This window comes from Janthinobacterium psychrotolerans, assembly GCF_001677885.1.
Lineage (GTDB): Bacteria > Pseudomonadota > Gammaproteobacteria > Burkholderiales > Burkholderiaceae_D > Janthinobacterium > Janthinobacterium psychrotolerans.
Window position 1 is genome coordinate 1 of the sequence record NZ_LOCQ01000034.1, and the last position, 15,168, is coordinate 15,168.

The 15,168-nt window shown below is 53.3% G+C and carries 12 protein-coding genes; 1 reads left to right on the forward strand and 11 read right to left on the reverse strand.

Features of this window, described 5'->3' with window-relative positions:
* The 5 genes from ASR47_RS01770 to ASR47_RS01785 all read right to left on the reverse strand — a co-directional run.
* A partial coding sequence (locus tag ASR47_RS01770; RefSeq protein WP_150127632.1) for a transposase occupies positions 1-403 on the reverse strand: 403 nt, incomplete at its 3' end.
* A 227-nt stretch (positions 404-630) separates the two neighbouring features.
* The gene (locus tag ASR47_RS27315; protein ID WP_171898868.1) at positions 631-774 is read right to left on the reverse strand and encodes a hypothetical protein; all 144 of its coding nucleotides are present in this window, start codon (positions 772-774) and stop codon (positions 631-633) included.
* Between the two features lie 282 nt (positions 775-1,056).
* A complete protein-coding gene (locus ASR47_RS01775; RefSeq protein WP_150127633.1) occupies positions 1,057-2,067 on the reverse strand; it encodes a hypothetical protein in 1,011 nt (336 codons plus the stop codon).
* A gap of 142 nt (positions 2,068-2,209) precedes the next feature.
* On the reverse strand, positions 2,210-2,680 hold the full coding sequence (locus ASR47_RS01780; protein WP_150127634.1) for an antitoxin VbhA family protein: 471 nt from the start codon (positions 2,678-2,680) through the stop codon (positions 2,210-2,212).
* A gap of 255 nt (positions 2,681-2,935) precedes the next feature.
* Positions 2,936-4,582 (reverse strand): DNA cytosine methyltransferase, encoded by a 1,647-nt coding sequence (locus ASR47_RS01785; protein ID WP_245714231.1) that lies wholly within the window; start codon positions 4,580-4,582, stop codon positions 2,936-2,938.
* Positions 4,583-4,630: 48 nt separating this feature from the next.
* On the opposite strand from ASR47_RS01785, the gene ASR47_RS01790 reads away from it, so the two are divergent.
* A complete protein-coding gene (locus tag ASR47_RS01790; RefSeq protein WP_065306057.1) occupies positions 4,631-5,041 on the forward strand; it encodes a very short patch repair endonuclease in 411 nt (136 codons plus the stop codon).
* 141 nt (positions 5,042-5,182) lie between these two features.
* On the opposite strand, the gene ASR47_RS28115 is transcribed toward ASR47_RS01790, so the two are convergent.
* The 6 genes from ASR47_RS28115 to ASR47_RS01810 form a co-directional block, all read right to left on the reverse strand.
* Positions 5,183-5,299, reverse strand: a complete 117-nt coding sequence (locus ASR47_RS28115; protein WP_082988659.1) for a hypothetical protein — start codon at positions 5,297-5,299, stop codon at positions 5,183-5,185.
* A 65-nt stretch (positions 5,300-5,364) separates the two neighbouring features.
* The gene (locus ASR47_RS01795; protein WP_065306058.1) at positions 5,365-7,140 is read right to left on the reverse strand and encodes an AIPR family protein; all 1,776 of its coding nucleotides are present in this window, start codon (positions 7,138-7,140) and stop codon (positions 5,365-5,367) included.
* Complete coding sequence (locus ASR47_RS01800; RefSeq protein ID WP_065306059.1) at positions 7,137-8,153, reverse strand: PD-(D/E)XK motif protein; 1,017 nt, start codon at positions 8,151-8,153, stop codon at positions 7,137-7,139. Before ASR47_RS01800 ends, ASR47_RS01795 begins: the two co-directional genes overlap by 4 nt.
* Positions 8,137-11,028 (reverse strand): Z1 domain-containing protein, encoded by a 2,892-nt coding sequence (locus tag ASR47_RS01805; protein ID WP_065306060.1) that lies wholly within the window; start codon positions 11,026-11,028, stop codon positions 8,137-8,139. Before ASR47_RS01805 ends, ASR47_RS01800 begins: the two co-directional genes overlap by 17 nt.
* Positions 11,025-12,518, reverse strand: a complete 1,494-nt coding sequence (locus tag ASR47_RS26315) for an ATP-binding protein (RefSeq protein WP_217270517.1) — start codon at positions 12,516-12,518, stop codon at positions 11,025-11,027. Before ASR47_RS26315 ends, ASR47_RS01805 begins: the two co-directional genes overlap by 4 nt.
* The gene (locus ASR47_RS01810; protein ID WP_171898869.1) at positions 12,515-15,124 is read right to left on the reverse strand and encodes an RNA polymerase sigma factor RpoD/SigA; all 2,610 of its coding nucleotides are present in this window, start codon (positions 15,122-15,124) and stop codon (positions 12,515-12,517) included. The genes ASR47_RS26315 and ASR47_RS01810 overlap by 4 nt, the downstream gene beginning before the upstream one ends.
* Between the last annotated feature and the right edge of the window lie 44 nt (positions 15,125-15,168).

The following is a 15,168-nucleotide window of genomic DNA, read 5'->3' on the forward strand; positions in this document are numbered from 1 at the left end:
GCATCGAGCGCTTGAGCTGCCTGGCGAAGCGGCGGTAGTTTTCGCAGAACTGCGTGTAGCCGTAGGTCTGGCGATCGGCATAGTCGGCGCGGTGCTCCTCCCACAGCAGCATCAACGTCATGCCCTTGCGGCGCAGTTCCTGGTGCAGGTAGCCGTAGTCGGGCTGCACGTGCTCTCGCGGGCGTTCCGGCGCAACGAGCAGGCGCCTCTCCAGCGCCGCCTCATCAATCCCCTGGACCGTCGCCCAATCCAGGCCCGCCGCTGCGGCCAGGCCAAGGTACTTGGTCACGGCAGCCTTCGACATGCCCAGTGCAGCGGCGATCTGCCGGTGAGACAACTGGGCGTCGAGCTTCAGACGCAGGACATCTTTTATCTTACGCATATTGATCCTCGGTGCGGGCACGCTATCTCCAGAAAAAAGCTGGAAGCGTACCCTCTCGGTTGCTATATGCGTAACATCATCTCGGCGTGCTACGACACCGTTCCGGTATCGTGACCGGCCATTCCGGTATCGTGCCCACTGATTCCGGTATCGTGACCAGTGATTCCGGTCACCCCATCAAACTGGGCACGATGGACCGGAATGGGTGGGCGCGATGGACCGGAATCGCTGGGCACGATGGACCGGAATCAGTGGGCACGATGGACCGAAATACCCACCAGGATGGCGATTGAAATAAAGTGCAGTTCCTTGAAAAAGCGCCGCTGCTGTTCCGCCTCGCCGAAAGAGAACAAATAGTAAAACGCGGTCGACATGTCGCGCGAGCTGGGCATGGCAGACATCCACACAGATTACAGGCCTTGCGGCAAGGTGCTGCCCGTGTACCCCGGCAGCATGGCATGCGCATCAGGAAGTTGCGTTCTGAAATGAGTGTACTGGCTTATAAAGGAAAATGGGGTGCGAAAGGAAGGAAACAGGGCGCGTTGTGCGAAGCGCGCCACAACGGGACCGGCCGCCCCATGCCGCCGAGGTTTTCCGTGCGGGGTGGCAGGGCCTGGCCATCGCGGCAGCCGTATGGGCCGCGCGATGGCGTCGCCGGCCGCCGGCTTGAGCGCTTATTTGGCGCGCCAGCTGGCGATATTGATAAACACGCCGTCTTCCTTGCCCTGTTCGCGCAGGGTCACCTTGTAGCGCCCGCCGGCATAGTTGCCGCTGAAGATCACCTTGTTGCCTTGTTCCTCGACCTGCGCGCCCTTGGCCAGTTCGGTATAGGTCGCCACCAGGGACGCCAAGGTGGCGTAGCTGCGCAGCGTCATGTCGGCGTCCGGCACGGGCGCGCCGCCAGCCGCGGCCGTTTCCGAGGCCGTGCGCACCGGCATGCCCGCCAGGCCCGCCGGCGCGATGATCTTGCCGCCGCTGGAACTGCCGTTAAATTCGCTTTCCGGCAACAGGAATGGCTTCAGGATGGCAGGAAAACGCGGCGGCACATCCCGCACTTGCCAGCCCGGCTTGCCTGGTTCGCCCACGAAGTATTCCACCGTTGCAATCTTTTGCCGCTCTTCGGGTTCTGCCAGGTCCAGCGGCGACGGCAGCTGCCGCGCCCACACCAGCAGCGGCGCGGCCACGCCCTGCTGCACGCCGGCAGGCAGGAACACCGTCAGCACCGCTTGGGTATCGGGCAGGCACACCGGCGCCGCATCGCCCACGGCCGGCTGGCAATGCCCGTTGACCAGGCCCACCGCCTGGATCTTGCGCTGCGCATCGAACAGCACGGCGGCGCGCTGCGCACCGCGCTGGTCCGGATTGATGGAAGCGAGCACCATGCGCCCGTCCGGCAACATGGTGCGCGTGATATCGAACTGCGAGCGCAGGCTGTCGAACACCTGGCGCGCGATCAGCGTGCCGCCCGCCGTGTAATTGCCGCGCGCATAGCCCACCATCCTGATCATCTCGGCGCGCAACACCGGATGCTCGCTCAGGCGCCCCGGCGGCGACTCCAGCGTCTTGGTCGCGGCCACGAAAGCGGCATCATCCAACGGCGCATCTTGCGCCACCGCCAACATGGGTGCGGACAGGGCCGCGCACAGCGACAGCATGAGGACAGTGGTTTTTGCGTGAAAGTTCAATGATGCTCCTGTTCGTGAGGCCATGCCGGACCCTATGCCGGCATGCGCGGGGGAGCATCTTATCATTTCAGGAACAATTTTCTTTTGCCAAGCTTGGCTATTGAATCACCGGGAAGCTATGCCGGCCCGGACCGTCACGGCTTCATGGCGGCGGCGAAACGTCCAGGTATTCATCCATGGTGATCTCGCCATTTGCCCAGCGCAGGCCGCGCTGTGCAGCTTCTTCGCTGATCTTGCCACCTGACAGCTCAACATTGGCCCTCGCGAAATCCAACGCCTCATGGCGCTTGCGTTGCTCTTCGCTCATGCCTGCCCGTTCGAGGTTGCGCTGCTGCTTCTTTTCCTCGTAAGCGGGGAGGCTGGCATCATATTGTTCACGCATGCGCTGGAAGGCGGCGGCGTCGCTTTGCTTGGCCAGGTGCAGGTCTTCGCGCTCCTGCGCGGTGGTGACGTACTCGCGAGCATGATCGAAGAGGTCGGCCAGGGAGGCCGAGCCTTCGACATAACGCTGCAGCAGTGTTTCCTTTTCGGGGTCGATAACACCGCCTTCTTGGGCAAGGTGGGCTCGCATTTGAGAGGCATGAAGAGCGCGTTCTTCTTTGGTATTGGTCATTATTTCTCTTCAAATGTAAGCGTCGACGTTTCGATCATTGGCTACATATTTCATCATTGCAATCAGTGCGCGAGATGCTGTGGAACGCCACTTTTTCTGTAAACGTCACCAACCTCAACATCGCTGCTGGTCCAGTTTGAAGCTGATCATCAGCAAGCATATGCAGCAGTTTTATAATTCCGCGCTGGTATTGCCGCGCATCTGACTCTCTAATTTACCCTGATCAATCTGTGGAATTGACGTCGCTCATTGAGATCAAACTTCGGCGGCTTGTTGAGTGCTTTGCATCCACATATCTTGTTGCGCAGGAGTTGAGATGCCGGCATCTGCGCCGCATAACAATGCGTACACAATGTCACCAATTTTTTTTGCGAGAAGAGGTGGAACAGCATTTCCTACCTGGTGGAACTGTTCGGTTCTATTCCCTTGGAAAAAATAGTTGTCCGGGAAGGTTTGCAGTCTTGCTGCTTCCCGGACGGTCAGACTTCTGCACTGCTTTGGATCGTAATGGATGAAATAGTGACCATCCTTGGATATGTGACTGGTAATCGTCGTCGCTGGCCGCCCGCGCAACTGGACACGGAAGCGATCAGAGAACTTGCCCGTTTCCCAATTATCATGATTGGGTCTCAATCCCTGCAGTGAGAATTCGCCATGTCCTTTCGGCGACCAGCCAAACGCCTCGGCGAACGCCGCCGCGTACGCATAGCGCCGCAGATCTGTGCGCATATGTCCTCGTGCGTCATGGTTCAGCCAGACCGTAAGCTTTGGATCGTGATACCAGCCATCGAGTAATCTTGGGCTCTCCACATCCTGCGTCAGGATACCAAGCTGCTTGTTGCCTGTGCCGAGGCCTCGTTTGATCGAAAAAGATGCCTCCTTGAGCACTTCCTGCAATCCAGCATCGCCATGGCCGTCCCTCACCTCACGTGCCATCTCGCTGAAATGGTTTGCAACCACGTCGCCCCAGCCTTCATCCGAATCAGGCTCTTTGCTGAGCCGGCTGCGCAGTTTGGGAAGAGAACCAATAACCTGCTCGACTGTAACCTGCCGCAATTTTTCGATCTGCCCGGGAGTACCCAAACCGATGCCTTCGCGCACGCCGATGAGAATCACACGATGCCGTGCCTGTGGTATTCCATGCTGTTCTGCCTTGATGACGAAATCGTGCACATCGATGTTGCGTGGGGAGTCCTTCGCGGAATAGTTGGTTGCGCACGTAAGCGAATGGATGCGATACCCAGTTCCGGAAGCCGGCATTTTCATTGCCTTGTCAGGATCCGAAAGATCTTCAAGGATTGTCTCGAAGATCTTTTTCCCACCAACAGTTGCTGTGAGGATACCCTTTACGTTTTCCATTACGAACACTGCGGGACGGTATTTCTGAATAATTCGCAGGTATTCCTTATAGAGGAAATGACGATGATCCTCTTCAGGACGGTATTCTACGTTGCTTCGGTTGCGAGCCCGTCCCACGACTGAGTACGCCTGACATGGGGGGCCGCCGATCAGCACCCATGGCGTATCCGAACCAAGTTTGTGAGCGGAAATTCTCCGATCAAGCTCATCGTTATCACGAGGCTTCCCCAGTTCCAGTTGTAGCGCTTCTTCACCTGCCTCCACCCATGCATCATGGTTGGTTTCGTCGTACGGGCATTCTGACTCGCCGTTGCAAAAACGATAATAGGAATCAGTGGAATCTCCACCTCGACGTTTGAGTAGACGGTAGAAAGCCCTCAGACGAAGTGTACTGTGCGCAGAGGAACTCATTTCTGCCGATACAATTATTCTGAAAGGGTCACTTTCTAACGACGAAAATCCTTCACCAAGGCCTCCCGGGCCAGCAAAGAGGTCAACGATAGGAATATTTCCCGTAAAACTTGATTTCTGTTTGATGAGCAACTTTGCCTTAGATAAAAACTCGTGTAGGTCCGTAGGATACCAGGAAAAATGGACATAGTCGATTCAGCCACCCGGTCGAGAATGATGTCAGGGATTCAGTCGAAAAATACAAAACCCGAGATGCTCGTACGCAGATACCTTCATGCGCAGGGCTTTCGTTATCGGCTGCACACGCGTGAGCTACCCGGGTCGCCCGATCTTGTATTGCCAAAATACCGCGTAGTGATTTTCGTACACGGCTGTTTCTGGCATCGACACGCGAGCTGTCGTTTTGCGACTCAGCCTGCCTCCAATATCGAGCGATGGGAAACGAAGTTCCAGAGCAACGTGGAACGGGATACCAAGAATGTAGCTGCGTTGCAGGCAACAGGATGGCGCGTGTTAGTGGTTTGGGAGTGTGAACTCAAGGGGGAACCCTTGGACAGACTTCAGCGGCTCGCTCGCGAGATCACGCAATAAACCATCGATCAGCTCTAATTCATCAAATTGCTTTCAGACTGGTCTGTTTGATGGAACATTTAAGTAATGGCATTCGATGTGAGCGTGCCGGAAACAGCCACCATGGACAAAAATAGCGATCTTCCTGCCAATAGAATAATGTCAGGAGCGGCCCGATAGATCACGGCGGTGAAATCGGAAAGGTAAGCCCGCCGCAAATAGTAAGCGTCTTACCAAAACTTCCGGTTTGGAGTTGTTTCTTTTAATGCCAGACATCATCCAGCTTCAAACATGTGGTTTAACGATGTCTGTTACTAAGCTCCTTATTCCCGCCGAATTGATTTCTACACTACCTTGAGTTCTGGTATGTCAGCAGCTGGTGCCGAATAACTGGCACTCATGACCTCGTCTTTGCACTCGGGCTTCTTGGCCCATTCCGATACCATACGCCCACCGGCAGAATTATGTAGCACTTCATTCACCTCCTTGGCCCACACAGCTAGTTGAGCGAGAAACTCAGGCGATACGGCTTGCTTGGTCCAGATACGTTCCAAGTCGATGCGGCTTCCAAGTTTCTCGGACATGAGCGCTACGGTGTAAGCCGTGACATTGGCTTGGAACGCCGGGAACATAGGCCGCAGGTGCTTTTGGGCATCGCGGTAGATCTTTGCCTTGGCGATCATCGCTTTGAAGTCCTGAACATTTGGCAGTGGCATTTCTTGGCCTTCAGCAGGCGTTAGACTCGCCATAAAGCGATCGAAATTCTTTTGTGATCCCAGGCTTACGATATCTGGCTGACGGTCCCACGCGGTCAAATATTTCGCCAAATCGGTTTTCGTAATACGACGAGCAGTAGGGATTGCATCTTTAAGTGCTTTGAGTTTTGCTGGAGTGGCGCCCTCGCGGGTGAGCAGGGTGTTGTAGCTACCCGACGCTCGCTCATAGAACCACTGGCCAACGCCATCTGGGCAATAGATTGAACGAGACAGTTTTTCAATCTCGACATGGAACGGCTTGTTCGCGGATAAGTCCGATTGTTTCACCGCATTTTGGCTGTTGGCAAATCGAGAGATGTCCGAGACGAGAGCCTCCTCCTTCGAGGCATCCGTCGTCTTCATGACAATAATCTTGGCTGGAACCCGCACATGGCTCAAGTCCGTCGAAGGATATTTCTTTTTGGTGAAGTAGAGGGAGGCCGTAGTCTGGCCGCCGTTGACGATTTGCAGGCCTTTGAGCCATGCGATGCCGGAGGAACCGTCATTCGCTTTGCCAAGTATCATCTCGTCGGCTACAACAACAATACCGTTGTTATAGGCCATAAATCGCTCAGGTGCTGATCGCAGTGTGCTTTGTATCCCCGCGTTCACCCCTTTGCCTTTTACACTCAGGAAGGAACGCACGTTTGCTTCGAGCAGCCGTGCACCAAACCGTTCATAGAGAAGACGCAAGGCTTCACCAGGCACGGCAGTGAGAGCATAATCGTAGTCATCATTTTCACCGGGCACAAACACACAGGGTAGAGGTGCACCCGATACCTCGTTAAAGTCTACGACCAGTTCATCCCGTGGCTTCCCTTCGGACCAGTGGCGATGCAGTCTTTCGATGTCCATGACTTCGAGGCGAACGGACTTGCCGCCGACTTCTCGAGTCTTGAAGCTCTTGGATTTCGCTACCTTGTCTGTGATCACATAGACTCGGATCTGCTCCAAGTCGTTATAGATCGCTTGTAGAGTCTCTGCGAGAGAACGAACGTCGGTCGATGGATCTAGCTTAGGGGCCATCTTTCCTTCGGCACAAAGCGTCAGAAAGCGTAGGCATTGTTCGACTGCGGTTTTGGTTTCGGAGTCCGGGATCGGTGTGGGATCATCAACGCCGGCATAGAGGCTGACGAATAAATCTAATTGATCCAAGTCCTCCGAAATCGCGTAGCCGCTAAGACGCAAATTTGCTGAGCCAAACTTACCTTCAAAGTGGCATTCAACCGGTTCGAATGTCATGCCGATTTCCGCCATGTGATCCATCACAATACCTGAAAAAACCAGCTCCTCATAAAGTGCACCTTCTCGCATTTGCGAGCGGACACTAGCCTGCGTTTCACGCAGAAAATCAGTTAAATTCATATTTTCATTGCCCCTAATTTTTTCAGTACTTCATCGATCTCAACGACCATACCGGCGGCCTTGTCCAGATCGATCTCATAGCTCGCCTTCGTAATTCCCAAGGGAACACTTCCGAGAGTGAGGCGTGGGAAATTTTTGTCTACCTCGGTGATGCGAGTACCAGCTTCTGTGAAACGCCTGACATAGCGGTCAGCATGTTGCTCGATAAACCCTGCGGCGAGCAGTCGTTCCGCGAGAAGGCGTTCAGCTTCTGTATCCCCTTTGACGATGCACTGCATCTCATCGACTATCTCTGGTAAAGTCTTTCCCGTGGTGGTTTGTTTGAGACGAACACTAACCACAAACAACGGTTGCCGAACGGAGTCTTCAAGCTGTTCTAAAGAGCCTATCTTCGCCAAGAATCCAATGGCCGACAGCGTAGACTTCACTTCCAATGCTCCTGTTCCCAGCTCAAAATCTTGGAGTGCGTCCAGTGGACCAAGCCACGATTCGACGGCAAGTGATGCTGGCACGCCCGCGTCGATGATTAACCGAAGCACGGAGAGCTCACCTACCAATCCAATTTCTGCTTCAGCACTGAGGGCCTGAAACCCTTTCCTCATAAACTCTTGCCAAGCTCCAACGCGGCTCAGAAACCCACGCAATAGTTTTTGCTCATTCGCTCCAGCAGCCACGGCGTCATCGAGTGCTCCAACTACATCGGACGCCATACTGGCAAAGAGATCTTCACTACCGGTGGACTTTCTTGTCAACGCAAGCCATAGCTTAGTATCGTCTTGTGGATTCACGCGTTCAATCGCGAAGCCTTGGCCTTCCGGCAGCTTGTCGGATGCGGACAGGCGTATGGACGGAAACCCGACCAACACAGCTTCTGCGTTATCTGGCGAGCGACGGCCCGCCTGGAGCTCAAGCGGCAGTGTCGAAGCAATAGGAATGGCTTGCCAGCCTGCCTTCTCACCGAGACCAGATAGTGATGACCACGCCATCAAAAACTCGTCACTCTGCCGGGCCATATTCCTGCATCCAATATAAAAGATTGACTTCGTAAGATACGGTAATCGTGTTGTCACTCGATGGGAAGGCAATGGAAAATGCCACGATAGGTTTTTCCCAATCCTGAATGACAAGACTTTTACTCTTGTTCTCGTCAATGAGATAAGGTGCCAATGGATATAGCAAAAGCAGACCTCTATCAGCGTCCCCTCCGATTAGTTTGCGTGCTTCCCGGATGCCTTTTCCGCTTGGCTCAGTTGGAGGCTCAGTCCGTGGCGGAGAACGCGCTGGATCTGGCTTCCAGGCCGCCAAGGTCAGATCCAGTGCTTTAAGCCAGTGGTTGTCTTCAAGGTCCATCCCTTCGTCCTTCGGATCAGTCAGAACTTTGATGGAAAACTTGTTTTCAGACGCATCGAATTTACGCATCGGGAAGGTTTTAACTTCAATCCCCCCAAATTTATGAGGAGTTCCCTCGATGCTGCCGCTCCCAATCAGGCCAACGTTCCATTTTTTTAGCTGACCGATCTGGAGCATCTTGCTAATGAAGTCCGCAAGTACACTAGCCTTGGCACTCGTCGCATTTGGATGTGTCGTGTAATCTTCAAGGAACTTAAGGATCTTGCTCGCATCGACATCCTTCCAGAGGCCACCGTTCGACCAACTATGTGCCTCTCCATTGCGTTCGTATTTAAAGTTGAAGTTTGCGTAGGAGCCCAAGCTGCTCATAAGCAATTCGGCGGCCGACAGATTCGCTTCTTGAATCTTTTTGTCTCGATGGAAAAGAATCGTCTGAGGCCGGGTGCCACTGTAGCTCAGAGATAGCGTCTGAGAATTCCGCATCTTCATCGGCGATGTCACCGTCAAGACTTCATGCGACTTGACCCTCAAACCATACTGTTCCGGCGTCAGGCCGGTCTGTGCCATGAAATCAAATTCTTCACGTAACTCTTCGGAAGCATCAGCGATGTGTTCAAACCACTTAATGAGATCGGGTGATGTGTAGAGGCGACACAAATCCAGATAGCCAGGACGGTATCCAAACCAGCGGCCCATCTGCATGAGCGTGTCATACATTTTTGTGGTTCGCACAAAGTAACTAACGCATAAGCCTTCGAGAGTCAGGCCTCGTGCAAGCTTGTCACCACCCACAGCGATGACTTTCAACGCCGCTCCTGGGGTAGCATAGTCAAGAGCGTCCTTGGCAGTGCCGTTGATAGAGCGAACCTGAATATCGGCCAAAACGTTGGAGAGTGCTGCTACCACCTCATCCCACAGTGGTAAAACAGGCGGCTGCTCCTCTTTGGTCGATAGAGCTGTAACTTCATCGCGGGTTGGAATGAAGTCGTTTTCCCAAAGATCATACAGTTGAACTAGCAGGGCATCGCTGTCCGTGCCTCTAAAAATCCGCTGTCTCATGCGACGAATAACTTCTTCAACCTGAGCTTTCACATGGTTCTGCACATCGACATATCGAGTGACGTGAACCAGCATGGAGCTATGTTGTTTTCCCTGTCCGCGAAGTTCACGCACAGCACAGGCTAGAACAAACGCATGGATCGCTTCATATAATGATGGCGGGACAGTCTCCTGTCCTTCGTAAAGCGGCTCATGAGTCTTCTTATGCTTAGGCGGCATCCATCCTGACTTCGTCTCCTCGTCGTAGGTATCCTCGATATCTCGCGACAGCGGCAGCACGCCTTGACGACCATCCTTGGTGACTTTCCCAAACATGCGAGCGGGACCAACATAGTTTGAAGGGGCCGACAGGTTGATGATGAATGCCTTCGGGAAAAGGTCCGGCCCCTCTTTAGTCGTTGTACCTTTCTGATGGATAAAGATGTTGGCGAACGGCGTAGCGGTGTAACCCACGTAGGCTTTGCGAGTGAAAGCGTGTAACACCTGACGAATAAGGCTGTTGATTGCTTTCGGACGATGCTCTTCATCAGGCTCGTCATTTTCGTCGAATGCCTGTTCTCCGGTATCTACGGATGCGTTGTCAGCTTCGTCATCGATAACGAGTAGTGGAAGCTTGGTCACAAGCTTTCGACCATCTTCCGAATCGGTAGCATCGGCCACACGAGTTTGAATCCAGTTAAGCAGTGCTGTCAGCACCGTCTTCTGTTTTTTGACCACGAACAGCCAAGGACGCTCTTCTGGAGAGATGCCGTGGAAGTGCTTAGCAATCGCTTTGCTAAAGTCACCGTTATCCGCACGTGTAGTTGCGGAATTTGTTTTCAGATCCTCACCAAATTCAGCAACTCCAATAGGCAATCCTGGATCTCGATCCAAGGTGGTCTCATAGCCTAAGAAGCTTTCTTCCAGCCGAACCTGAGTTTGTGAGCGAAGATTGTTGTGAAGCCCTGCAAGCACAATGATAATTTTGTAGCCTGCATCTGCTGCTTTACAGATCAAACCGGAATAGTTGCTGGTTTTGCCAGACTGAACATGCCCAACAACCAGGCCACGACGATCCCACGGATCAGTCCTTTGCGGATCTTCAAGCAATTCAAGAATGCTGTCTGTAGCTTCATCCAGACCATCCACAACGGTGTCGGACAACTTTGATTCTTGGAAGTCGCGATAACGACGCCAGTATTGCCAGTCGTTCTTGCGTGCGGCGTTCAACCAATCTTTATGATTGGTGTTGTCCTTCATGGTGGTGGACTTGCCCATCCAGTGACTAAAACGCTGGATCAGCGTCGAGATGATTTCCTGCTGGTCGATGACAATCGGCTCATCGTCTGTGAACATGTCCACGGCCTTCTGCACTTTGGCCGCGATGTATGCCGGTGTAATTTTGGATTTATCTTTCTCGGCTCGAATCAGTCGCTGTGCAGTAGCGATGACGTTTTCGACTAACTCGTTCTGTGCTGCGATCTCTTCAGCTACAGTCATGTTTTAGCTCCCAGTTTTGCAACAAGTGTTGGATATTTTTGGAATGGTTCAGTGCGTAGCATGGACTTGCGTGCCTCCCCCACACTGAGACCTTTGCGTTCAATGAGGTCGTCAAAAAGAACAGCCGCAACTTCGACGATGGCTGCGTTTGGCTCTCCATCAAAGTTGGTTCGAGGAGTCTCTTTATTCTCTGCGGTATCCAGCCAGATACGTTGCACCGGCACTGTTTCTTCAATGACCCGCAGCATGGACTGAATGAGTGGTTGGAGCTCTCCTGCATTCGCTAGAACTGCCGCAATGGATGGGTGATTTTGATCGATTCGATAGCGGATGCCTGCTTTGAGGCGGTCCACACGCCAAGCTTGTTCGACGGGCACGTTGCCCTGTGCCGGAGCGGGTGTCCCTCGATATGCAAATACCCGCCGTGCTCGTTCGCGAGTATTTTCTGCGAGCGACATCAACCAGGGACGCAGTGATACGGGAGGGCGTGCAGTGGATTTTCGAACGTCAATTTTCCAATCGGCGTCTGCGGTGTTGGGGATGTCGAGTCGAATTCGGGCAAGGCGATGAGCTTCCTCGCGGTTCCAGGCACGAGCGTTACCCAGTCCTAGCCATCCCCCCGCAACGAGAAGACGCTCATTTCGATACACGTAAAAGCCTTGCTGTGCAGTCCAGCCTTCAGGACCTGCATTCTCATCAAATTCAGCAGACGTTAGCTTGTCACGGTGCGGTAGCACATGGCATTGAATTGCGACATTCCCGTAACTGGTCGAGTGGTTCGTCACTGGCGAGGTCCATGGCTTGGCCGCATGCCCCGACATAAATGGGTCCCAAGGAGCGACAGCTCTGCCGTTGAGTTGTATTTTGAGCTTGGCACGCGGACCTTGAAGCAGGCGATGAAAAATCATTGCCAAATGCGATTCAACTGTATCGATCAGGTCATTAAAGTTATCGGCTGTATAGCTATCCGTAACGATTCGATCCATTAGTTCCCAGAGTACCAGAGTGCCAGATTTCTCGGCAGCGAGTGCGTTGAGATAGACGGCCGAACCAGAAGCCGGGCCCTCAAATAAAAGCCATCCACGCTCCGGGTTTGCCGCCAACTCGTCCAAGTCCCAACGCAAGCAGCTTTCGGTTTCGTTTTTTACGGTTTTTACAGTTAGGCGACGGCATTGCGAAAACGACGCTGTTTTTAGCCCCATCCCAAAGCGGCCAAGATCATGCGAAGCACGAACATCAAGTGGATTTTTGTCACCCAGTCGCATCGCACTTTCCAGCTCGGCATCGGCCATGCCTCGGCCGTTATCCAAAATGGAAATCCGACTCGCAGTGCCATCCCAAATGAAATCAACGCGGACTTCCTTTGCTCCGGCGGAGATGCTGTTGTCGATGATGTCAGCCAGTGCCGCAGACGTTGAATAGCCTAAACCCCTGAGAGCCTCAAGCATCGCCATTGCGTGAGGTGGTGCATTACGTGTTTTCAAAGTCATTTCCAGTAGCCTTTTCCTGGCGAAAATTCAAAACCGACGGCCAATAGCTTGCGAACGAGTTTGCGATGCTGTCCGTCGCTGGTGTGCGCCACGTATGCCCAAATTTTTCCTGACGTCCCTTGGCGATCATCTAACACACGAACACCTGCTTCCTCCATTTGAGACAACAGCCGATCTAAAGACTTTGATGTCGCTGTCAATTGGATGAACGCACTAGATTCATGAGCTTCATTGGGTGAAGACGTTTCCACACAGGTGATTGGGCTTTCATTGATTTCGCTGGAAGGATCTATCTTGGACGTTTGGTCGGCGTCCGTGATGATCTCCTCCACGATGGCACCGTCTGCCTCATCAGCTTCATCTGCTGATACGTCGACACTTGGCGCTTTTTTTCCTCTTACAGGCAGACTTCCAGAGAACGCTAATAACAGGCGATCTGAATGAATAGGATTGCGTAGCTTTTGAAGAGATTTGGCTTCGATCTGACGGATGCGTTCCCTTGTAACACCGTAAGCCACACCAACCTCTTCGAGAGTGAACGAGTTATTCACTCCGATACCAAAGCGGAGGCGAGTCACCTTTTCTTCTTTCCGTTTGAGCGTCAAAATTACAGAGTCCACTATCCGGCAGAACTGTGATTCTGCACAGGACTCGAACGGATCTGGCGACACCAGGCTGTCATAAGCACTCGCATCTATCAGCTCGTCATCAAATTCATCATCAATGGATGTCGGCTCTTGCGGAATGCGCTCAAGCGCTCCGAGAATCCGTAAGCTGATACCCAGACGCTCTGCGATTTCTGCTGGTTCCGGCGGGCGCCTAGTTTCCGATTCAAAGGCTCGCGTTTCTTTTGAGAGTTTTTGAAGCTTTTCGTGAACATGAACAGGTATTCGTATTGTACGGACAGTGTCTGCAACAGCACGGCCTACCTGCTGGCGTATCCACCAGGTTGCATAAGTCGAGAACTTGTAACCGCGTCGCCAATCAAAACGTTCGACCGCTTTCATCAGACCGATATTTGCTTCTTGGGCCAAGTCGTCAAGAGGCTCGCCGCTATACAAATATTTTTTGGCGATATGGAACGCCAGTTTCAAGTTAGCGGTAGCCATCTGCTCACGAGCTTGCAGGTAGCCGGTCATTGCGGCTACAAATGAGTTAGCCGATTCATGAGTGTCCGTAGCTGTAGCCTTGGCTAGTCCGAACAGGAATGACGTATTAAGTCTCAGCGAATCAAGGTGCTCTCTGATTTCGTCAGTGCTACTGGGTGATTGCGGATTTGTCACCGACTTGCTTAATCGAAGCAGGGCATCGAAGAAAAGACTGGCTGCGTTGTCCGAGGTAACAGCAGACTCTTCGGCTTCCTCATCGCTCTCATCACTACTGCTCTCCGCTGAGGCGACAATGATAGGTTCGTCGCCTGTATCGTCTAATTCAGGTTGTGCCTCAAGCGGTCCCATCGACATAGAGAACAGCGTTCGCTTTTTGGCCTGAACCAATCGACCGGCAGCCAATACTTCCTCGATTCCATAGGGCCAGAGAGCCAAGGCATCCAAGGCCCGCTTGTGTTGTTGTTCCATTCGCTGAGCGAGCGCAACCTCTTCGGTGCCAGAGATCAACTTGATCTTTTGGAAGTCCCTGAGATAGATGCGTAAAGGTTCGGCTCGCCGGGATGCTGCACTGTCGATAAAGTGCATGGCGTTGTCGATGCGTTCTTCTTCGTCCTCACTCTCTTGAGGTGAGACGAAAATAGTGAAATCTTCGTCGGGTGCCGCATACTCAAATCGCTCATCGACCTCTGCCCCCAAATCGTTCACAACCAAAGTCAGCAAAGCCTCAAATTCTGGGTTGGCACTGCCGTCCGCATTCCTCGACAAGGATTCGATGTCCATGCTCGGCACGCTGCCTTCTCGATACGCTCTCAAAAGCAGTAGTCGTAGATATTCCCTGGCTTCAACGTCGTCTTTGCGTATGAACGGAACGGATTGGTCAGGCAGGAATGCATCGACATCATCCCAGTCTGCCGAGGAGTCGATCGGTTCGTGTGCCGAGATGGCGGCTTGAGCTGCACTGGCTTCGGCCACCAATAATGGGTCCAGCTCAGGCGGACGATGCTCCTCTTCGGGCTCCCAGTCGAACAGACAAAATCCTTCCTCATCATTTTCTAAAATGAGGTGAGGCATAGGTGCAGCAATGGTCGTTTGCGGGCTTTCTTCGGCCGAGGCCACATCTAAAGCTTGCTCCGCGACGCTTGCGTCGTCAGTGAGGAGAACGAGGGCGTCATCTATCGCCGGTGCCTGTGCCGGTATCGTAAACAGGTCAGGAGCCACAGTGGGGGACTCCAGTACCTCGACTGCTTGTTGAGCACCCGCCGCAATCGCGATCGCATGAGCGGTTCGACCTGTCGGGTCAAGCAAAGCACTGTCAGCTCCGGCGTTCAGTAATAATCGGCACATCGCAGCTTTATTCTTTGCTGCCGCCAGCATGAGTAAAGTTAACCCGTTTGAGTCGCTGGCATTGATATCATCGCCGCGATCGATATGGAGCTGGATGGAACTTTCCACGCCAGCCATGACGGCCATCTTAAAAAATTGATTGAGAGGAGGCATGCTATCTGCGCCCATATCGTGGTGAGCGTGACTTGCCAGCGTCC